Below are 19,736 nucleotides of genomic sequence, written 5' to 3' on the forward strand. Positions count from 1 at the left end.
TGTTGCTCGCACTACGGTGGTGTGCATAGGGGGCTGGGTGCATACACGCTAGGTTCTTTGGCGTGGGGTCGGACGCGGCACTGGGAGATGAAATGAGCGCATCGGCTGTGAGCGATGAGAGCACGGTGGTGGCGGGGGTGGATCTCGGCGATCCCGAGCTCGCGGTAACAGTGCGTAAGGGCCTGGTCCAGGTAGAGGATCTGCTGATCACCGAACTGTCCGACGGCGAGGATTTCCTGCAGGAGGCGGCGCTGCATCTGGCCAAGGCCGGAGGGAAGCGCTTCCGGCCGCTGTTCACCATTCTCACCGGACAGCTCGGCCCGAATCCGGACAGCCCGGACCTGATCACCGCGGGGACGGTGGTCGAACTCGTGCACCTGGCGACCCTCTACCACGACGACGTCATGGACGAGGCCCCGATCCGGCGCGGCGCACCCAGCGTGAACTCCCGCTGGGGCAACAGCGTCGCCATCCTGGCCGGCGACTACCTGTTCGCGCACGCCTCGCGCCTGGTCTCCACCCTCGGCCCGGACGCGGTGCGCATCATCGCCGAAACCTTCGCCGAACTGGTCACCGGCCAGATGCGGGAAACCATCGGCGCCCGGCAATCCCAGGATCCGGTCGAGCACTACCTGCGCGTGGTGTGGGAGAAGACCGGTTCGCTCATCGCGGCCTCGGGTCGCTTCGGCGGCACCTTCTCCGGCGCGGACCTGGACCATGTGGAGCGCCTGGCCCGGCTCGGCGACGCGGTCGGCACCGCCTTCCAGATCTCCGACGACATCATCGACATCTCCTCGGTGTCCGAACAGTCCGGCAAAACCCCCGGCACCGATCTGCGCGAGGGCGTGCACACCCTGCCCGTGCTCTACGCGCTGCGCGATGAGGGTTCCGAGGGCGATCGCCTGCGCAAACTGCTGGCCCGCCCGCTGGAGACCGACGCCGAGGTCGAAGAGGCCCTGGATCTGCTCTCCCGCTCCCGCGGCATGGTGCTGGCCAAGGAGAAGCTGCACGGCTACGCCGATATCGCGCACGCCGAACTGTCCGCGCTGCCCGGCGGCCCGGCCAACGAGGCCCTCGAGCGGCTGGTCCGTTACACGATCGAACGAGTCGGCTGACAGGGGAACTTCGGAGCCGCCTTCCATCGTTGAGCAGGAGTAACGCAACGATGGAGGGGGCGCGGCAAAGGAGATCGGATGCACTCGCACGGGTATGCCAACGGCTTGAAGACCTTCGGGCTGCTGGTGGGCATGTCGGCGCTGATCGTGTTCGCCGGGGCCCTGTTTCGCAGTCCGACGATTCTGATCCTGTCGATTCTGATCGCCGTGGGCATGAACGCCTACGCGTATTTCAACAGCGACAAACTCGCGTTGAAAGCCATGCACGCACAACCGGTGACCGAACTCGAGGCGCCGGTCATGTATCGCATTGTGCGCGAATTGGCCACCGCCGCAAGGCAACCCATGCCGCGGCTGTACATCAGTCCCACCAACGCGCCCAATGCCTTCGCCACCGGGCGCAATCCGCGCAATGCCGCGGTCTGCTGCACCACGGGCATTCTGCAAATCCTGGACGAGCGCGAATTACGCGCGGTGCTGGGTCATGAACTCTCGCACGTCTACAACCGCGACATTCTGATCTCGTCGGTCGCGGGCGCATTGGCCTCGGTCATCTCCGGCCTCGCGAACCTGGCTTTCTTCGCCAGCGCCTTCGGTGGCAATCGCGATGGCGAGGGCCCGAATGTCATTGGCATTCTTCTGGTTTCGCTGCTCGGCCCGATCGCGGCCTCGCTCATCAAGCTGGCCGTCTCGCGATCCCGCGAATATCAGGCCGACGAGGACGGCGCGGCCCTCACCGGTGACCCCCTGGCGCTCGCCTCAGCCCTCCGCAAGCTCGAACGCGGGGTGCAGGCCGCCCCGCTCCCGCCGGAGCCTCAGCTGACCGCACAGTCGCACCTGATGATCGCCAACCCCTTCCGCGCGGGCGACAAGATGGCACGCTGGTTCTCCACCCACCCGCCGATGGCCGACCGCATCGCCCGCCTGGAAGCCATGGCGGGCGGCACCAGCGGCCCGGCGGCGGGCCCCCGCGAGTACTGAGACATGAAAAAAGAGGGTTCGGGACATCCTGTCCCGAACCCTCTTTCGCTGTTCCTAGCGGTAATTCACGAACTGCAGCGCGACCTCGAAATCGCCGTTGCGCAGCAGTGATTGGACCGCCTGCAGATCATCGCGGCTCTTGGAGCTGACCCGCAGCTCCTCACCCTGAATCTGCGCCTTGACGCCCTTGGGCCCCTCGTCGCGGATCTTCTTGGTGATCTTCTTGGCCTGCTCGGTGGTGATGCCCTGCACGAGCTCGCCTGTGATTTTGTACACCTTGCCCGACGCCTGCGGATCGCCCGCGTCGAACGCCTTCATGGAGATATCCCGGCGAATCAGCTTCTCCTTGAACACATCCAGAGCCGCCTTGACGCGGTCTTCGGAATCGGCGGTGAGGATGATCTTCTCCTCGCCCGACCATTCGATGCTCGCGCCGGTGCCGCGGAAGTCGTAGCGGGTGGCCAGCTCTTTGGCCGCGATGTTCAGCGCGTTGTCCACCTCCTGACGGTCGACCTTGCTGACGACATCGAACGACGAATCGGCCACGCGTGTGCTCCTGTCCGAGATCGGAAAGTTGGGGGTTGCCCCGCCGAAGGTAGTCCGTCCGGCACCGCGTTTTCCAGCCGGTTTGCATTCCGGGCGGGTGTTCGATGTATTCTCGTCACCGCGCTGCAAGGCGTACCCAGGCAGATTGCCCGAGCGGCCAATGGGAGCGGACTGTAAATCCGTCGGCGAAAGCCTACGTAGGTTCGAATCCTACATCTGCCACCGCGAAACCCCCCGAGACCGGATCCGGTCTCGGGGGGTTTCGTGTTTTTCACCCTAGGTCGCGGGTGTGGTCGACGCCGTTGTCGACCAGCATGCGGCCTTGACCAAGGAGTACCCACTCCAAACGCGGTAAAAACCTCCGATGACCAGCCGGTTTGGAGAGTGGGCGAGATGTTGTGTAACCTCGTTCAAGTCTTCAGCGCCCGGTTCGAAAGACCGGAGCAACGCAGACATGCCCCCTTAGCTCAGTCGGCAGAGCGTTTCCATGGTAAGGAAAAGGTCAACGGTTCGATTCCGTTAGGGGGCTCGCCGGATTGCCGGTGGTGTCACTCGGCATCCAGATCGATGGACCGGGCTCGCGCCGCCGCGAATCCTCGCATGGCGGTGTAGCTCAGTTGGTAGAGCAAACGACTCATAATCGTTGTGTCGCCGGTTCAAGTCCGGCCATCGCTACCCATACTGATTAACCACATCAGGCTTACCGGAAAGAGGGCGCATCGTGGCCGCGAAGTCCACTGATATCCGGCCAAAGATCACCTTGGCCTGCGAGCAGTGCAAGCACCGTAATTACATCACCAAGAAGAACCGGCGTAACGACCCGGATCGTCTCGAGCTCAAGAAGTTCTGCCCGAACTGCGGTACCCACCGGGCCCACCGCGAGTCTCGCTAACTTAACCCCGCGCGTTCTACCGCGTGGAAGAAGTGCCGGATCGTCTCGTCACTACGTCCTCCCTACCAGGGGACAGTGGCACTCGGTCCGGCACTTGGTGTATATAGCGGTGGTTCAGCGCTCTGCCGATTCCGGTGACGGGATCAGATAGGTGACTTCCTGCCGTGACAATCAACACCGAAATCGAGATCGAATTGGGCAACTCCGAGGCGCTCGACCCGAGCGAGGTTTTCGATCCCGCCGCGCACGCCGCCGCCATGGTCGGCCACCACTACCGGGTGGAGGACTACTACGAGGTCGGCCGCGAGAAGGTGCGTGAATACGCCCGCGCCGTGCAGGACTACCACCCCGTGCACTGGGACGAGGACATCGCCCAGGAATACGGCTACGACAGCCTGGTCGCCCCGCTCAGTTTCATCTCCCTGGTCGGAATCCTGGCCCAGCGCAAGCTCTTCGAGCAGATCGTCACCGGCTACGACCTGAGCCAGATCATGCAGACCGATCAGATCCTGGAATTCCACCGCCCGATCAAGGCCGGCGACCAGTTGACCTGCATCGTCTACCTGCACTCGTTCCGCCAGGCGTTCGGCGGCGACATCATCGTCACCAAGAACGACGTCGTCGACCAGCACGACGAACTGGTGCTCACCACCTACACCACCCTGATCGGCCGCAGCGGCGGTGATATCGATCCCAATGTCGGTGACGCGGTGCGCAATGTGCTCATGCACGGCGTCGGGCCGGAGGAGACCCCGGATCACAAGCCGCGCACGCTCGCGGTCGCGGATCTGCAGCCCCAGCCCGTGCCGGTCACGCTGCCGGGCAAGATCGTGCCGAGCAAGCACGCGCTGCGCTTCGAGGACGTGACCGTCGGCGATCCGCTGCCCACCCGCGTGGTGCGCCTCACCCGCGGCGATCTGGTGAACTACGCCGGCGTCTCCGGCGATGCCAACCCGATCCACTGGAGCGATGAGGTCGTCAAGCTCGTCGGCCTGGAAAACGTTGTGGCGCATGGCATGTTGACCATGGGCCTGGGTGGCGGCTTCGTCACCTCCTGGCTCGGCGATCCGGGCGCGGTGAAGGAGTACAACGTCCGTTTCACCAGTCCGGTGTACGTGCCCATCGACCAGGCCGCCGAGATCGAGTACACCGGCAAGGTGAAGTCGGTCGATCCGGAAACCCGCACCGCCGTGATCGCCATCGTCGCCAAATCACAGGGTCGCAAGATCTTCGGCCGCGCCACCGCGACCGTCCAATTGGCCTGATTCGACCGGTGACCCCCGATTGGCGATTGCCGCGCGAGGTAACGTAGACTCGGCAATCTGGGGTCACCAGCCGCTGCGCGCTGCTCCGAGGAGCGGCGCGTATGTATGTGAGGGCCCTGCTGTACAACTGAAGAGATACTGTGGTCGGACATTGAGCAATCGGCGTCCAACCGAAGGGGCGTAGCTCAATTGGCAGAGCAGCGGTCTCCAAAACCGCAGGTTGCAGGTTCAAGTCCTGTCGCCCCTGCCCTTAATGCCAGCGACGAGGAAGGATCGACGTGAGCGACGAGCGGGATACTCGCCACGAAGATGGCGATGACACCGCCGCAGTGGCTCGTCCGAGCGGCAAGCGGTCCGCCCGGCGTCGAAATACGTCGGCCACGACCGTGGCGACGATCGATCGACCCACGTCATCGGCGAAGGCAAGCAAGAAGTCCGGCAAGGCCGGTCGTGGCGGTACGGGCAATCCGTTCAAGCGCCTGGTGAAGTTCCTCAAAGAAGTAATCGCGGAACTGCGCAAGGTGATCTGGCCGAACCGCAAGCAGATGGTCACCTATACGAGCGTTGTTCTGGTGTTCGTGATCTTCATGATCGCGTACATCAGCGGGTTGGATCTGGCGTTCATCAAGGGTGTCAACTGGCTGTTCGGCTAGCTGACCGTCGGCGCCGGTAACCGTTCCCCGAGCAGAGGCGGGGCGCGGGGCCATCCGCCGGGTACCCCCCGGCGCGCACAGGATTACGTGACGACAAGGAAGCGAGTGCCCCAGTGAGCACCCCGGAGAACGGCACAACCGACGAATTCCAGGTCGACGAGCTGGTGGAGGAGACCACCGACGTCGATGAATTCGTGGACCCCGCCGACACGGAGGACGCTGAGCCGACCGCCGAAGAGCTGGCCGCACCCGTCGATGCCGAACCCGCCGATCCCGTCGCCGAAATGAAGGCCGCGCTGCGCCGCGCCCCCGGTGACTGGTACGTGATCCACTCCTACGCCGGTTACGAGAACAAGGTGAAGACCAATCTCGAGACCCGCGTGCAGAACCTCGGTCTCGAGGACTACATCTTCCAGGTCGAGGTTCCGACCGAAGAGGTCACCGAGATCAAGAACGGCCAGCGCAAGAACGTCAATCGCAAGGTGCTGCCGGGTTACATCCTGGTCCGCATGGAGCTGAACGACGAGTCCTGGGGCGCGGTCCGCAATACCCCCGGTGTGACCGGTTTCGTCGGCGCCACCTCGCGCCCGTCGCCGCTGTCCATCGACGATGTGGTGAAGTTCCTGGTCCCGGCCGCCAAGCAGCAGAAGCCCACCGCGGCAGCCGCTTCCGGCTCCGGCGAGACCTCGGGCGAGACCCCGATCATCAAGCCCACCATCGATGTGGACTTCGAGGTCGGCGAGTCCGTCACGGTCATGGACGGTCCGTTCGCCACCCTTCCGGCCAGCATTTCCGAGATCAATGCCGAGCAGCAGAAGCTCAAGGTGCTCGTCTCGATCTTCGGCCGTGAAACCCCGGTCGAGCTGGCGTTCACTCAGGTCGCCAAGATCTGACACACACTTGCAAACCGCAAGAACCTAACCAAGGACGAAAGATGCCCCCGAAGAAGAAGAAGGTTTCTGGGCTTATCAAGCTCCAGATCAAGGCCGGTGCGGCCAATCCGGCTCCGCCCGTTGGTCCCGCGCTGGGTCAGCACGGCGTCAACATCATGGAGTTCTGCAAGGCTTACAACGCCGCGACCGAGTCGCAGCGCGGGAACATCATCCCGGTCGAGATCACGGTCTACGAAGATCGTTCTTTCGATTTCAAGCTGAAGACCCCGCCTGCCTCGCAGCTGCTGCTCAAGGCCGCCGGTGTGCAGAAGGGCTCCGCCGAGCCGCACCGCAACAAGGTCGCGCAGGTCACCATGGATCAGATCCGTGAGATCGCCAAGACCAAGGCCGAAGATCTGAACGCCAACGATATCGATCAGGCCGCCAAGATCATCGCCGGTACCGCTCGCTCGATGGGTATCACCGTCGCGGAGTAGCCCTTTCGGCTGCAACTCCCGTGGGAGGGCCCGCCTGGCCCGAAAACCACGTCTGAACTTACGAACAGGACAGAACAACATGGCAAAACGAAGCAAGGCTTATCTCGAGGCGGCCGCCAAGGTCGACCGCGACTCGCTGTACGCACCGCTGGCCGCCGCGCGGCTCGCGAAGGAGACCGCCACCACGAAGACCGACGCGACCGTCGAGGTCGCCGTCCGTCTCGGTGTCGATCCCCGCAAGGCCGACCAGATGGTCCGCGGCACCGTCAACCTGCCGCACGGCACCGGTAAGACCGCCCGCGTCATCGTGTTCGCCGTCGGTGACAAGGCCGCCGAGGCCGAGGCCGCCGGTGCGGACGCCGTTGGCGCCGAGGACCTGATCGAGCGCATCCAGGGCGGTTGGCTGGACTTCGACGCCGCGATCGCCACCCCGGATCAGATGGCCAAGGTCGGTCGTATCGCTCGCGTGCTGGGCCCGCGTGGCCTGATGCCGAACCCGAAGACCGGCACCGTCACCCCCGATGTGACCAAGGCCGTCAACGACATCAAGGGCGGCAAGATCAACTTCCGCGTCGACAAGCAGGCCAACCTGCACTTCGTCATCGGCAAGGCGTCCTTCGACGACAAGAAGCTGGCGGAGAACTACGGCGCCGCCCTCGACGAGATCCTGCGCGTCAAGCCCTCCACCGCGAAGGGCCGCTACCTCAAGAAGGTGACGTTCTCGACGAACACCGGACCGGGCATCCCGGTGGATCCGAACCGCACCCGCAACTTCGCCGAAGAAGACTGATTTCTTCGACGGGCGAGCGTAGCAACGCACAAGCCTGAAGGGCCGGTACAGGGAAACCTGTACCGGCCCTTCGCTTTTCAGAGATCGTGCAGATTGCAGAGTGCGCTGCCGGGATTCACCCCGCACAGCAGTTTGGCGATCAGCGCGGGCAGCGGATTGACGAACGCGGTGGATCCGGCTTGGAGCAGACTGGAACCGGCGTCGACTCCGGCCGAGCCGGTGCCCTTCGGCGGCAGGACGACGTCGGCGTTCGCCGGGGCGGCCGCCATTCCCGCGATGCCGACGCAAAGTGCCGCTGCGGCAAGGGTTTTGGTGAGCTTCTGGCTCATGGTGTTGACCTCCATGCTGGGTTGGTCGAACCCTAGCCGCGCTCCGGAAAATTGAAATACCTCAGTTTCACTGGCTTGTGAGGGGGCCCGTTTTGGCGGATAGATGCACGTCCGCTATGCTGGTCCACGGTCACCGACCCGTTCGATGACCACCCAATCGTTCTACCGAAGACCGTTGGTTGCTGCCGCGAGGCAGTCGAAGGTCCAGCGTTACTGCTGGCGGCCCACGCAGGGAGAGCCGAGGTTGGGAAACCACTGCGAGTAATCGCCTTGTGTTTCTTATGCGCCCCGGGACTCTGCGTCCGCGGGGCGTTTGCTTTATCGCTGGCCCCTGGCGGAAGTCGGTAGTTCATCACGAACCGACCATCCAGAGAGGAGGCGAAGTATGGCAAACGCAGAGAAGGTCACCGCGGTAGCGGAGATCACGGAGCAGTTCAAGAGCTCGACGGCGACTGTCGTCACGGAATACCGTGGCCTGTCGGTCAGCAAGATCACCGAGCTGCGTCGTGCGCTCGGCAGCAATGTCAGCTACTCCGTCGCCAAGAACACCCTGGTCAAGCGTGCCGCCGCCGAGGCGGGCGTCGAAGGCCTGGATGACTTGTTCGTCGGTCCGACCGCCATCACCTTCATCAAGGGTGAGCCGGTCGACGCCGCGAAGGCGCTCAAGGCCTTCGCCAAGGACAACAAGGCGCTGATCATCAAGGGCGGCTACATGGACGGCGTCGCGCTGTCCGTTGCCGAAGTTGAGCGGATCGCCGACCTGGAGTCCCGCGAGGTCCTGCTGGCCAAGCTGGCCGGCGCCATGAAGGGCAACCTGTCGAAGGCCGCGGCGCTGTTCGCAGCCCCCGGCAACCAGCTCGCCCGCCTGTTCGCGGCGCTCGAGGAGAAGAAGGCGAACGAGGGTGGCGCTGCCGCTCCCGCCGCCGAGGCTCCTGCGGCCGACGCCGAATAAGTCACCACCCCAAACCTATTCGTCACCGCTCGCGCGGGGATGAACCACCGAAAGGAAACATCAATGGCTAACGTTGACGAGCTGCTCGAAACCTTCTCCGGCATGACCCTGCTCGAGCTCTCCGAGTTCGTGAAGGCGTTCGAGGACAAGTTCGAGGTCACCGCGGCTGCCCCCGTGGCCGTCGCCGCCGCCGGTGGCGCTGCCCCGGTCGAGGCCGCCGAAGAGCAGGACGAGTTCGATGTTGTCATCGAGTCGGCCGGCGACAAGAAGATCCAGGTCATCAAGGTCGTTCGCGAGATCGTCTCCGGCCTGGGCCTGAAGGAAGCCAAGGACCTCGTCGAGAGCGCCCCGAAGGCCATCCTGGAGAAGGTCAACAAGGAGGCCGCCGACGCCGCCAAGGCCAAGCTCGAAGAGGCCGGCGCCAAGATCACCGTCAAGTAATTCTTGCCGGTATCCCCTAGGGACTACGGAGTTGATGTGGGGGCTTCCCCCACACCCCCGAGAACCTAAGGACGCAATACTTGAAAAGAGCGGTTCCCCTTGGGGGGCCGCTCTTTTCGCGTATTCCAGTCCTCGTAATAACGTCGTTATTGCCCGCTCCGGAATGTTTCGTTACTGACCGGTCAGGTCTCGGTGTCCGAGACGGGGCTTATGCGATACAGTGACCGGACCTACTGTGATGCGCCACACCGCGCAATGCATCAGTGCAATTAGTGCAAGTGAGGGTCGCCGCAGTGGGGCGCTCGTCGGAGAAATTGTGGAGGTTGGCGTGGGCGTCGAGGTCAGGACCGAAGGCATCACCAAGTCGTTCGGTTCGCAACGGATTTGGCAGGACGTCTCACTGACGCTGCCGTCGGGGGAAGTCAGCGCGTTGCTCGGCCCCTCCGGTACCGGTAAGTCGGTGTTCCTGAAGTCGCTGATCGGCCTGTTGCGGCCGGAGCGCGGTTCCATCTACATCGACGGCACCGATATCACCACCTGCTCCAACAAGGAGCTCTACGAGATTCGTAAGTTGTTCGGCGTTCTGTTCCAGGACGGCGCGCTCTTCGGCTCGATGAACCTGTTCGACAATGTCGCGTTCCCGCTTCGTGAGCACACGAAGAAGAGTGAATCCGATATCAAGAAGATCGTCATGGAGAAGCTCGAGCTGACCGGTCTGCTCGGCGCCGAAGGCAAGCTCCCGGGCGAGATCTCCGGCGGTATGCGCAAGCGCGCCGGCCTGGCCCGCGCCCTGGTGCTGGACCCGCAGATCATCCTGGTCGACGAGCCGGACTCCGGTCTGGATCCCGTTCGTACCACCTATCTTTCGCAGCTGTTGATCGATATCAACGCGCAGATCGACGCGACGATCCTGATCGTCACGCACAACATCAACCTGGCGCGTTCGGTGCCGGACAACATCGGCATGCTGTTCCGCCGCAACCTGGTCATGTTCGGCCCCCGCGAGGTGCTGCTGACCTCGGACGAGCCGGTGGTGAAGCAGTTCCTGAACGGCCGCATGCAGGGCCCGATCGGTATGTCCGAGGAGAAGGACGAATCGCAGATGGCCCGCGAGCAGGCCATGTTCGACGCCGGTCACCACGCCGGTGGCGCGGAAGAGGTCGAGGGCATCATCCCGCAGATGAAGGCGCAGCCGGGTATGCCCGTGCGTGCCGCCGTGGGCCGTCGCCGTGAGCGCGTGCGTCAGATCCTGCACACCCTGCCGCCCGCCGCGCAGGAGGCGATCCGGCACTCCATGGAGGAGAACGGGGACGCCGACACACAGGTGATGCCCGCCTACACGGGCGGGTATGACGCCACCGTTCGCCACAACCTGACTAACGGGTAACATACCGCCCGTGAATCAAACCCTGACGCGGCTGCGCACCCCGGTCGAGTCGGGTCTTGCCCAGGCCGGCAACATCTTCGCGCTCCTATTGGATGTTATGCGGAAGACTTTCCGCCGGCCCTTCCAGTGGCGGGAATTCATCGAACAGTCGTGGTTCATCGCGAGTGTCTCGATTCTTCCCGCCGCCCTGGTGGCAATCCCGTTCGGCGCAGTGGTAGCCCTGCAGACCGGCTCGCTCATCAAGCAGCTCGGCGCAGAAGCATTCACCGGTGCCACCAGCGTGCTCGCAACCGTGCAGCAAGCCGCTCCGGTGGTCACCGCCCTGATCATCGCCGGTGCCGCCGGCTCCGCCGTGGCCGCCGATCTCGGCTCGCGCACCATTCGCGAGGAGATCGACGCCATGGAGGTGCTGGGCATCGATCCCATTCAGCGCCTGGTGGTTCCGCGCGTGCTCGGCATGATGCTGGTCGCGCTGCTCATGAACGGCTTGGTCGCGGTCGTCGGCATCTGCGGCGGCTATTTCTTCAATGTGGGTCTGCAGGGCGGTACGCCCGGCGCCTACCTGGCTTCGTTCTCCGCGCTCGCCCAGTTGCCCGACCTTTGGATCGGCGAGATCAAGGCCCTCATCTTCGGACTCGTGGCCGGCGTCATCGCCGCCTACAAGGGTCTGCATCCAAAAGGGGGACCGAAAGGAGTAGGTGACGCCGTGAACCAGTCCGTGGTTATCACGTTCCTGGTGCTGTTCTTCCTGAACCTGGTGCTGACCCTGATTTACCTTCAGGTCGTCCCGGCCAAGGGCGCGTGATCCATGGTTGTTTCGCAGCGCACCAACGCGATTCAGCGGGGGGCGCGCCGGTTCTCCGGTGTCGCCAAGGCGCCCATCAACCTGGTCGATCGCGCGGGCGATCAGATGTCGTTCTACACCCGGGCCGTCACCTCGATCCCGAAGACGCTGGTGCACTACCGCAAGGAGGTCATGCGGCTGCTGGCCGAGGTGACCTTCGGTTCGGGTGCGCTGGCGGTCATCGGCGGCACCATCGGCGTCATCGTCTTCATGTCGGCGTCGGTCGGTGTGGTCGTCGGCCTGCAGGGTTTCAAGGCCCTGGATTCGCTGGGTTCCGGTGTGCTCACCGGCTTCCTGACCGGGTACATCAATACCCGTGAACTCGCGCCCCTCGTTGCGGCGCTGGCACTTTCGGCCACGGTCGGTTGTGGTTTCACCGCGCAATTGGGCGCCATGCGCATCTCCGAGGAGATCGACGCGCTCGAGGTGATGGCGGTGCCCGGTGTGCCGTTCCTGGTGACCACGCGCGTGATCGCCGGCTTCATGGCGGTGATTCCGCTCTACATCGTCGGCCTGCTCGGCACGTATGTGGCGTCGCGGTTGATCAGCATCTACTTCAACGGGCAGTCGAGTGGTTCCTATGACCACTACTTCCAATTGTTCCTGCCACCAGAAGATGTCATCTATTCATTCCTGAAGGTGCTCGTCTTCGCGTTCGTCATCATCCTGGTGCACTGCTACTACGGCTTCAATGCCAGTGGCGGCCCGGCGGGCGTGGGTGTCGCGGTGGGTCGCGCGGTGCGCGCCGCCATCGTGCTGATCAATGTGCTCGATTTCTTCCTCAGCCTTGCCATTTGGGGCACGACCACGACGGTGCGGGTGGCCGGATGAGTAATCCAGAGCGCGTGCTTTTCTGGCGACGGACCGAGAAGCTGCGCAAGCGCACCATGGGCGTGCTGTTCTTCGTGGTGGTCGCGGTGTTCCTGTGGAGCACCATCGCCATCTACAACAAGCAGTTCGTGGATACGGTCCGGGTGAACCTGCTGACCGATACCGTCGGAAACGCCTTGACCCGCAACGCGGATGTGAAGGTCCGCGGTGTGACGGTCGGCGAAGTGCGCTCCAGTTCCTATGACGGCCATCAGGTGAAGCTGGACCTGGCGCTGGATCCGGCGAAGGCCGACAAGATCCCGGCCAATGTCACCGCGCGCCTGCTGCCCAAGACGCTCTTCGGTGAGCGCTATGTCGAATTGGTGTGGCCGCAGCAGCCGGACGGCAAATTCATCACCGAGGGCATGACCCTGCATCAGGACACCAGCGGGCACGCCATCGAGGTGAGCCAGCTGCTCGATCATCTGCTGCCGCTGCTGCAGGCGCTGCCGCCGCAGTACCTGGCCTCCACGCTCGGCGCGATCTCGCAGGCGCTGCAGGGACAGGGCACCGAACTCGGCAAGACCATCGATCGCCTGGACGACATCTTCACCCAGGTGAATACCGAACTGCCGACGCTGCAAGAGGATTTGAAGAGCTTCGCCGATGTGGCCGCGGTGTATTCCGATGCCGCACCGCAATTGGTGGACGCGCTGGACAATCTGCGCACCACCAACGCGACCATCATCCAGAAGCGGCCGCAGATCGATCAGCTGCTCGCCACGCTGACCCCCAGCTCCTCGGATCTGGCGGACTTCCTGCAGGCCAACCGCGACAACATCATCGATGTGGCGGCGGATTCGCGGCCCGCGCTGGAAGCGCTGGCCAAGTATTCGCCCGGCTACACCTGTGCGCTGAAGAACTTCGCGCAGATGAAGCCGCGCATCGACGACCTGTTCGGCAAGGGCACAGATCTGCCCGGTTCGCGCGTGACGGTGGAGATCGTCAATCCGCGCGGCCGCTATGTGCCCAATCAGGATGAGCCGCGCTGGTTCGATCCCCGTGGCACCATGTGCATTCCGGAGTACCCGCTGACGGTCGACCCGGGCCAGTACACCAACGGTTCGGCCAATGACGGTTCCTACCAGCCGCCCAGCCGCACCCCGGGTGATCAGGCCATCGGGCTCATGCCCGCACCGCAGTACAAGGTGTTCGGCCCGCACGCGCCGACCACCGCCGGATCTCCGCAGGAGCAGCAGACGCTGAACACGATCTACGGTGCGGCCAACGGTGTTTCGCCGGAGCAGGTGCCCAGCTGGATGTCGCGCATCGCGGCCCCGGCCTTCCGCGGCAGCGAGGTGACCATCCGATGAGGGACCTGCTGCGCGGTCTCGGCGGCACGCTGACCAAACTCGTCATCTTCATCGTGGTGACGGTGCTCGCGACCGGCATGCTGGCGCTGACCATCGCCAATTACGGTGGTGGCGGCACCAAGTTCAATGCCCGCTTCACCGATGTGACCTCGCTGAATCCCGGTGACGAGGTGCGCATCGCCGGTGTGCGCGTCGGCAAGGTGACCAAGGTCGCCATTGTCGACAAGCGGCTGGCGAACGTGGAATTCGAAGTGACGGACCGCAATTGGCTGCCCGCCTCGACCACCGCGACCATCAAGTACCGGAACCTGGTCGGCCAGCGCTATATCGCGCTGGAGCAGGGTGCGGGGGAGCAGGGGCGCAAGCTCAACAAGGGCGGCACCATCTCGCTCGAGCACACCAAGCCCGCGCTGAATCTGACCGAGCTGTTCAACGGTTTCCGGCCGCTGTTCCAGACGCTCACCCCGGATGATGTGAACAAGCTGTCCTACAACATCATTCAGGTGTTCCAGGGCGAGAAGGGCACCATCACCGATCTGGTCGCCAATACCGCCGCGCTGACCAATAAGCTCGCCGACAAGGACGCCGTCATCGGTGAGGTGGTCAAGAACCTCAACGCGATCCTGGACGCGGTGAATCAGCATGACGGACAGCTGGATCAGCTGATCGTCAATACCGAAGCGCTGGTCACCGGATTGAACGCGGATCGCGGCACCATCGGCTCCGCGGTCACCTCGCTCGGCAATCTGGCCTCGGCCACCGCCGATCTGCTGGTGCCGGTGCGGCCGAACCTGCAGGGCGCGATCGCGGGCCTGAACCAGTTGACCGGGACGCTGAACGATCGGTCCGACGAGGTCAACGAGGGTCTGGCGAATCTGCCGATCAAGATGGACAAGCTGGGCCGCGCCGCGAGCTACGGCTCCTGGTTCCAGTTCTACCTGTGCGGTATCGATATCGTCGCGGGTCCGGGTACGGCCGACGCGCCGCAGCTGAATCTGCCTCCGGCCATTGCGAATATGCCGACTGTCAATCAGCCGGTGTACACCAATCCGGCTCCCCGCTGCCATGGAAAGGGAGGCCGCTGATGGATGACCGGGTCGTGCTCGGTAAGCGCAGTCCGGCGTTCATGGGCGGACTGGGCCTGGTCCTGGTGCTGTTGGTCACCATGTCCGCGTTCAGCCTCGACAAGCTGCCCATCCTGGGCGCCGGCACCAAATACACCGCCGAATTCTCCGAGGCCGCGGGCCTGAAGAAGGGCAATGAGGTCCGCATCGCGGGCGTCAAGGTCGGCCAGGTGCAGGATGTGCGCCTGGACGGTGACAAGGTGCTGGTCGACTTCCGCACCCAGGACGCCTGGATCGGCAATGAGACCACCGCGTCCATCCAGATCAAGACGCTGCTCGGGCAGAAGTATCTGGCGCTGGATCCCAAGGGCGCGGATCCCGCCGATCCGTCCAAGGCGATTCCGTTGTCCCGCACGGTTTCCCCCTATGACGTGGTGGACGCGTTCAGCGATGCCGCCGCCGATATCGAGGACACCAAGACCGATCAGCTGGCGCAGAGCTTCCGGGTGCTCTCGGAGGCGTTCTCCGGCACCCCGGCCGATATCCGCGGTTCCATCGACGGCGTCGCCCGGCTCTCGGAGACCATCGCCAAGCGCGATGACCAGCTCAAGAAGCTGTTCGGCGCGACCAAGAAGACCACCCAGGTGCTCGCGGACCGCAATGCCGAATTCGAGCGGCTCATCGGCAATGGCGGGCAGCTGCTCGCCGAGCTGAATATGCGGCAGCAGTCCATCGCGCAATTGCTCACCGGTGCGAAAACCATTGCGGCCGAACTGACCGCGCTGGTGCACGATAACGAGGAGCAGATCGGCCCGGCGCTGACCAACCTGCGCAAGACCATCGATCTGCTGAACGCGAACCAGGCGAACATCTCCAAGACGCTCACCCTGGCGGCCCCGTTCTACGGTCTCTACGCGAACGTGCTTGGCACCGGCCGCTGGTTCGACGCGGTGATCACCAACCTGATCCCGCCCGCCCTGCCCGATGTGCCGGGCGACCGTGCGCCGATCCGAAAGATGGGAGGCTAGCGATGGCGACCAATCCGCTGACCGCCCTGCGGGCGTCCAGTACCAAGAGCAAGCTCATCGCCGGTGTGGCGGTGCTGGCCGTACTGGCCGCCGGACTGGCGTGGTGGGGGCTGGACAAGCTCAACACCACCACCATCACCGCGTACTTCGATAAATCGGTCGGCATCTACGAGGGTTCGGATGTCCGGATTCTCGGTGTGCCGGTCGGCAAGGTCGCCTCGGTGACCCCCGAGGGCGAGCAGGTCAAGGTGGTGCTGAACGTCGATCGCAAATACGACGTGCCCGCCGACGCCAAGGCCGCCCAGATCACCCCGTCGGTGGTCTCGGACCGGTACATCCAGCTCGCGCCCGCCTACAAGGGCGGTCCGAAGATGGGGCGCAACGCCACCATCCCGAAGGATCGCACCGCGACCCCGGTCGAGGTGGACCGGCTGTACAAGAGCATCACCGAACTCTCCGATGCCCTCGGCCCCAATGGCGCGAACAAGGACGGCGCGGTCAATGACCTCGCCCGCACCGCCGCACAGAACCTCGCGGGCAATGGCGACGCGCTCGCCAACAGCTTCACGCAGCTGTCCAAAGCCGCTGCGACGCTGTCGGATTCGCGTACCGACATCTTCGATACGGTGAAGAATCTGCAGTCCTTCGTGCGGATGCTCTCCGATAACGACGCGCAGGTGCGGACGTTCAATTCGCAGCTGTCGTCGCTGGCGGGATTCCTGGCCGATGAGCGCCGCGATCTCGGTGACGCGCTGAGCCTGCTGTCCGTCGCGCTCGGCGATGTGGCCCGGTTCATCGACAACAACCGGGAACTGGTGCAGTCCAACGCCGATGCGCTGACCTCGCTCACCAAAACCCTCGCCGATCAGCGCGACGATCTGGCCAAGGCGCTGCCGCTCATCCCGACGGCGCTGAGCAACCTGATCAACGTCCACAACGGTGAGACCGGCACCCTGGACATGCGGCCCAACTTCACCGATCTGCAGAACCCGTTCGGGGTGATCTGCAAGATGCTGGATCTGGGCAAGCTGCGACCGGGCGATCCCAAGTTCGACGCCATCTCGCGTCAGCTCAAGCCGATTCTGGACAACTGCGGGATCATCACCGATCAGCTCACCGCGGGCGTGAAGACGCCGTCGCTGGTGCTGCCGTTCGGCATCCTCAGCGGTGACAATGTGCAGCGCAATACGGTGCCCGGATCCGTACCGGGTGTGCCGTCCGATCAGCAGCCGCCGTCGACGCAGGAAGGTGGACAGCGATGAGCCGCAAGCGCATTCCCGCGCGGGCGCGCACCGCCGCCCTGGCGCGCCGCAGCACCGTCGCGCTCGCGGCGACGCTCGGCGCGGCGACGTTCGCGGTCGCGGGCTGCGGCAACGGCGCGTTCAGCGTGCCGCTGCCCGGTGGCGCGGACGTGGGCGATCACCCCATGCACCTGGATATCCGCTTCTCCGATGTGCTGGATCTGGTCCCGCAGTCGACGGTGAAGGTGGACGGCGTCGCCGTCGGCCGGGTCGACAAGATCGAACTCGCGCCGGACGGCTGGACCGCCAGCATCAAGGCCGTGGTGAACAAATCGGTGAACCTGCCCGCCAATGCGCGGGCCGAGGTGCGCCAGTCCAATCTGCTCGGCGAGAAGTTCGTCGAATTGTCCGCTCCCGCAAACGATCCCGATCAGGCGCGGTTGAAGGACGGTTCCACCATCAAGGTCGAGAACACCCGCACCGCCACCGAGGTGGAGCAGGTGCTGGGCGCGCTCTCGCTGCTGCTCAACGGCGGCGGCGTGGCCCAGCTGCAGCCCATCGTGGTCGAGCTGAACAAGGCCCTGGACGGCCGCGACGCCAAGGTGCGCTCGCTGCTGGAACAGGCCAACACCCTCATCAACGGGTTGAATCAGCAGGTCGACGACATCACCCGCGCGCTGGACGGGCTCAACACCCTCGGCAGCCGGGTCGGTCAGCAGACCGAGCAGATCGGCAAGATTCTCGACGAGCTGCCGCAGGGCATCAAGATTCTCAATGAGCAACGGCCGCAACTGATTCAGCTGCTCACCCAGCTGGATCGGGTGGGCCAGGCCGGGTTCGACGTGCTGGATCACTCCAAGGAGAACCTGATCACCGACCTGAGCTCGCTGCGGCCCACGCTGCAGGAGCTCGGCAAGTCGGCGGGCGATCTGGTGACCGCGTTCCCGCTCATCCCGACCTATCCGTTCCCAGACGAGGCGATCAAGTCCGCGTTCGGCGGTCAGGTCAACACCTGGCTGTCGGTGGACCTCGAGGTCGGCACCCTGCTGTCGAATCTCGGTGTGGGCAAACCGGATCCGACATACCTGCCGCCCAACGGCCGCCAGGTCAACGTCGATCCGAGCAACCCGTACTACAACGGCAACGGACCGCGCGGTGGCTGGCCCACCGTCTCACTGCTGCCGCTGCCGCCCACCGTGGCCCGCCCGACCGGGGCCCCCGCACCGTTCGATCCGCTGGGATCGATTCTCGACCAGCTGGGAGTGGGTGGTCCGCGATGAGCCGTCTGGTACGCAACCAGCTGATCCTGTTCGTGATCATCGCGGTACTCGGCGTCACCTTCGTGGGCGCCAAGTACGTGCGGTTGAACAATATGCTCGGCTTCGGCCTCTACAAGGTCACCCTGCAGATCAACGACACCCCCGAGCAACCCGCGGGCACGGGCAACCTGTCCAAGGGCGCGGAGGTCACCTACCGCGGTGTGCCGGTCGGCCGGGTCGGCGATCTCGACATCACACCCGACGGCGTCATCATCACGCTCGAAATGGACTCCGGTAAGCCGAAAGTCCCGCTCAGCGCGAAGGCCGTCATCGCGGACCGCTCCGCCATCGGTGAGCAGTACGTGGACCTGCAGCCCACCAACAACGGTGCGCCGTACCTGAAGGACGGTTCGGTCATCACCGGCGCGGTGCTGCCCATCCGGGTCGAGGAACTGCTCTCCAGCGTCGACCACTTCGCCCAGACCACCGACCTCGCGGCGCTCAGCACCGCGGTCACCGAACTGGGTAAAGCCTTCGACGGCAAGGGCAATGACCTCAAGGTGCTGGTCGAATCGCTCAACAAGTTCACCGCCACCGGCGTGGACTCGCTGCCGCAGACCCTGGCCCTGATCCGGGACGCGCGCGGCGTGCTCGCCACCCAGTCCGAGCAGGGCCCGGCCATCCGCAATTTCAGCGACGGGCTGGACAAGCTCTCCGCGCAGCTGCGCTCCAGTGATCCGGATATCCGCCGGCTCATCGGCACCAGCACCAGCGCGGGCGCGCAATTGCAGAAGCTGATCCAGGAATCCGGTCCGGCCCTGACCCAGGACCTGACCAACCTGCGCACGCTGCTGCTCACCATCTCGCCCAAGTTCTACGCACTCGGCCCGGTGCTGCAGATGCTGCCGCTGCTGTCCATCGGCGCGTCGGCCACGGCCCCCGGTGACGGCACCACCCACTTCGGCCTAGTGCTGGAAACCAACAACCCGCCCGCCTGCACCGTCGGCTACGAGGGCACCCAGGCCATCATCGACCAGATGAAGGCGCAGAACCCCAACTTCGACGATTCGCGCGACGATTTCCCCTTCAACACCGAGGCGAAATGCGCTGTCCCGCAAGGCAGTGAGACCGCCGTTCGTGGCGGCGCGCACGCCGAGACGGCCGACCCCAGCGTCCCGCAGCCGTGGGATGACAAGCCCAAGTACGACCCGGAGAAGCTCAACCTGAACCCGGTCGCCAATCAGTTGGCCACGCTCATGGGCGTGACCACCAAGCGGTGACGCGCCGCGCCGTAATCCGGCCGCGCGTCCGCCGTCAGTACCCCGGCGTGTGCCATCGACCCCGATGGCGCACGCCTCAGGCGTGGAAATGCGCATAGCCGACGTGGTTCGGCGCGG

Annotated in this window: 21 protein-coding genes and 4 tRNA genes; 23 read left to right on the plus strand and 2 right to left on the minus strand. The window is 64.5% G+C overall.

Going from position 1 to position 19,736, the window contains the following annotated elements:
- Positions 1 to 92 precede the first annotated feature (92 nt).
- Positions 93 to 1,115, plus strand: coding sequence for a polyprenyl synthetase family protein (locus ACFC0O_RS31645; RefSeq protein WP_375964389.1), 1,023 nt, complete (start codon positions 93 to 95; stop codon positions 1,113 to 1,115).
- A 78-nt stretch (positions 1,116 to 1,193) separates the two neighbouring features.
- Entirely contained in the window at positions 1,194 to 2,096 is a 903-nt protein-coding gene (htpX, locus tag ACFC0O_RS31650; RefSeq protein WP_375964391.1) for a zinc metalloprotease HtpX, read from the plus strand.
- Positions 2,097 to 2,150: 54 nt separating this feature from the next.
- On the opposite strand, the gene ACFC0O_RS31655 is transcribed toward htpX, so the two are convergent.
- The gene (locus ACFC0O_RS31655; RefSeq protein WP_364642827.1) at positions 2,151 to 2,642 is read right to left on the minus strand and encodes a YajQ family cyclic di-GMP-binding protein; all 492 of its coding nucleotides are present in this window, start codon (positions 2,640 to 2,642) and stop codon (positions 2,151 to 2,153) included.
- Positions 2,643 to 2,781: 139 nt separating this feature from the next.
- On the opposite strand from ACFC0O_RS31655, the gene ACFC0O_RS31660 reads away from it, so the two are divergent.
- From ACFC0O_RS31660 to rplA, 10 genes are all read left to right on the plus strand, one after another.
- Positions 2,782 to 2,864: transfer RNA gene (locus ACFC0O_RS31660), tRNA-Tyr, on the plus strand.
- 234 nt (positions 2,865 to 3,098) lie between these two features.
- A tRNA-Thr gene (locus ACFC0O_RS31665) sits at positions 3,099 to 3,171 on the plus strand.
- A 73-nt stretch (positions 3,172 to 3,244) separates the two neighbouring features.
- Positions 3,245 to 3,317, plus strand: a tRNA-Met gene (locus ACFC0O_RS31670).
- Positions 3,318 to 3,363: 46 nt separating this feature from the next.
- Positions 3,364 to 3,534 (plus strand): 50S ribosomal protein L33, encoded by a 171-nt coding sequence (rpmG, locus tag ACFC0O_RS31675; RefSeq protein ID WP_029925945.1) that lies wholly within the window; start codon positions 3,364 to 3,366, stop codon positions 3,532 to 3,534.
- A 257-nt stretch (positions 3,535 to 3,791) separates the two neighbouring features.
- Complete coding sequence (locus tag ACFC0O_RS31680) at positions 3,792 to 4,799, plus strand: fused (3R)-hydroxyacyl-ACP dehydratase subunits HadA/HadB (RefSeq protein ID WP_375966355.1); 1,008 nt, start codon at positions 3,792 to 3,794, stop codon at positions 4,797 to 4,799.
- 174 nt (positions 4,800 to 4,973) lie between these two features.
- Positions 4,974 to 5,046: transfer RNA gene (locus ACFC0O_RS31685), tRNA-Trp, on the plus strand.
- A gap of 31 nt (positions 5,047 to 5,077) precedes the next feature.
- The gene (gene secE / locus ACFC0O_RS31690) at positions 5,078 to 5,452 is read left to right on the plus strand and encodes a preprotein translocase subunit SecE (RefSeq protein WP_375964394.1); all 375 of its coding nucleotides are present in this window, start codon (positions 5,078 to 5,080) and stop codon (positions 5,450 to 5,452) included.
- A gap of 113 nt (positions 5,453 to 5,565) precedes the next feature.
- Positions 5,566 to 6,345, plus strand: coding sequence for a transcription termination/antitermination protein NusG (gene nusG / locus ACFC0O_RS31695; RefSeq protein WP_375964396.1), 780 nt, complete (start codon positions 5,566 to 5,568; stop codon positions 6,343 to 6,345).
- A gap of 41 nt (positions 6,346 to 6,386) precedes the next feature.
- Positions 6,387 to 6,821: a 50S ribosomal protein L11 gene (rplK, locus tag ACFC0O_RS31700; RefSeq protein ID WP_364642821.1), complete on the plus strand. Its 435-nt coding sequence runs from the start codon at positions 6,387 to 6,389 to the stop codon at positions 6,819 to 6,821.
- Between the two features lie 79 nt (positions 6,822 to 6,900).
- Entirely contained in the window at positions 6,901 to 7,611 is a 711-nt protein-coding gene (gene rplA / locus ACFC0O_RS31705) for a 50S ribosomal protein L1 (protein ID WP_364642819.1), read from the plus strand.
- Between the two features lie 77 nt (positions 7,612 to 7,688).
- Here the strand turns inward: rplA and ACFC0O_RS31710 are convergent, their stop codons facing one another.
- Positions 7,689 to 7,940, minus strand: a complete 252-nt coding sequence (locus tag ACFC0O_RS31710; protein ID WP_375964399.1) for a hypothetical protein — start codon at positions 7,938 to 7,940, stop codon at positions 7,689 to 7,691.
- Between the two features lie 385 nt (positions 7,941 to 8,325).
- On the opposite strand from ACFC0O_RS31710, the gene rplJ reads away from it, so the two are divergent.
- The 11 genes from rplJ (at position 8,326) to ACFC0O_RS31765 (ending at position 19,619) form a co-directional block, all read left to right on the plus strand.
- On the plus strand, positions 8,326 to 8,892 hold the full coding sequence (gene rplJ / locus ACFC0O_RS31715; RefSeq protein WP_364642815.1) for a 50S ribosomal protein L10: 567 nt from the start codon (positions 8,326 to 8,328) through the stop codon (positions 8,890 to 8,892).
- 63 nt (positions 8,893 to 8,955) lie between these two features.
- A complete protein-coding gene (gene rplL, locus ACFC0O_RS31720) occupies positions 8,956 to 9,333 on the plus strand; it encodes a 50S ribosomal protein L7/L12 (RefSeq protein WP_364642813.1) in 378 nt (125 codons plus the stop codon).
- A gap of 328 nt (positions 9,334 to 9,661) precedes the next feature.
- A complete protein-coding gene (locus tag ACFC0O_RS31725) occupies positions 9,662 to 10,720 on the plus strand; it encodes an ABC transporter ATP-binding protein (protein ID WP_364642811.1) in 1,059 nt (352 codons plus the stop codon).
- 97 nt (positions 10,721 to 10,817) lie between these two features.
- Positions 10,818 to 11,525, plus strand: coding sequence for an ABC transporter permease (locus ACFC0O_RS31730; RefSeq protein ID WP_364642997.1), 708 nt, complete (start codon positions 10,818 to 10,820; stop codon positions 11,523 to 11,525).
- Positions 11,526 to 11,528: 3 nt separating this feature from the next.
- Positions 11,529 to 12,395: an MlaE family ABC transporter permease gene (locus ACFC0O_RS31735; RefSeq protein WP_375964403.1), complete on the plus strand. Its 867-nt coding sequence runs from the start codon at positions 11,529 to 11,531 to the stop codon at positions 12,393 to 12,395.
- Entirely contained in the window at positions 12,392 to 13,747 is a 1,356-nt protein-coding gene (locus ACFC0O_RS31740; protein ID WP_375964405.1) for an MCE family protein, read from the plus strand. Before ACFC0O_RS31735 ends, ACFC0O_RS31740 begins: the two co-directional genes overlap by 4 nt.
- Entirely contained in the window at positions 13,744 to 14,832 is a 1,089-nt protein-coding gene (locus ACFC0O_RS31745) for an MCE family protein (RefSeq protein WP_375964407.1), read from the plus strand. Before ACFC0O_RS31740 ends, ACFC0O_RS31745 begins: the two co-directional genes overlap by 4 nt.
- Positions 14,832 to 15,839, plus strand: coding sequence for an MCE family protein (locus ACFC0O_RS31750; protein ID WP_375964410.1), 1,008 nt, complete (start codon positions 14,832 to 14,834; stop codon positions 15,837 to 15,839). Before ACFC0O_RS31745 ends, ACFC0O_RS31750 begins: the two co-directional genes overlap by 1 nt.
- A 2-nt stretch (positions 15,840 to 15,841) precedes the next feature.
- Complete coding sequence (locus ACFC0O_RS31755; protein ID WP_364642803.1) at positions 15,842 to 17,101, plus strand: MCE family protein; 1,260 nt, start codon at positions 15,842 to 15,844, stop codon at positions 17,099 to 17,101.
- Positions 17,098 to 18,360, plus strand: coding sequence for an MCE family protein (locus ACFC0O_RS31760; RefSeq protein ID WP_375964413.1), 1,263 nt, complete (start codon positions 17,098 to 17,100; stop codon positions 18,358 to 18,360). Before ACFC0O_RS31755 ends, ACFC0O_RS31760 begins: the two co-directional genes overlap by 4 nt.
- Positions 18,357 to 19,619, plus strand: a complete 1,263-nt coding sequence (locus ACFC0O_RS31765; protein WP_375964415.1) for an MlaD family protein — start codon at positions 18,357 to 18,359, stop codon at positions 19,617 to 19,619. The genes ACFC0O_RS31760 and ACFC0O_RS31765 overlap by 4 nt, the downstream gene beginning before the upstream one ends.
- Positions 19,620 to 19,736: the final 117 nt, after the last annotated feature.

Origin of the sequence: Nocardia sp. NPDC056100, assembly GCF_042266325.1 — a bacterium.
Classification (GTDB): Bacteria; Actinomycetota; Actinomycetes; order Mycobacteriales; family Mycobacteriaceae; genus Nocardia.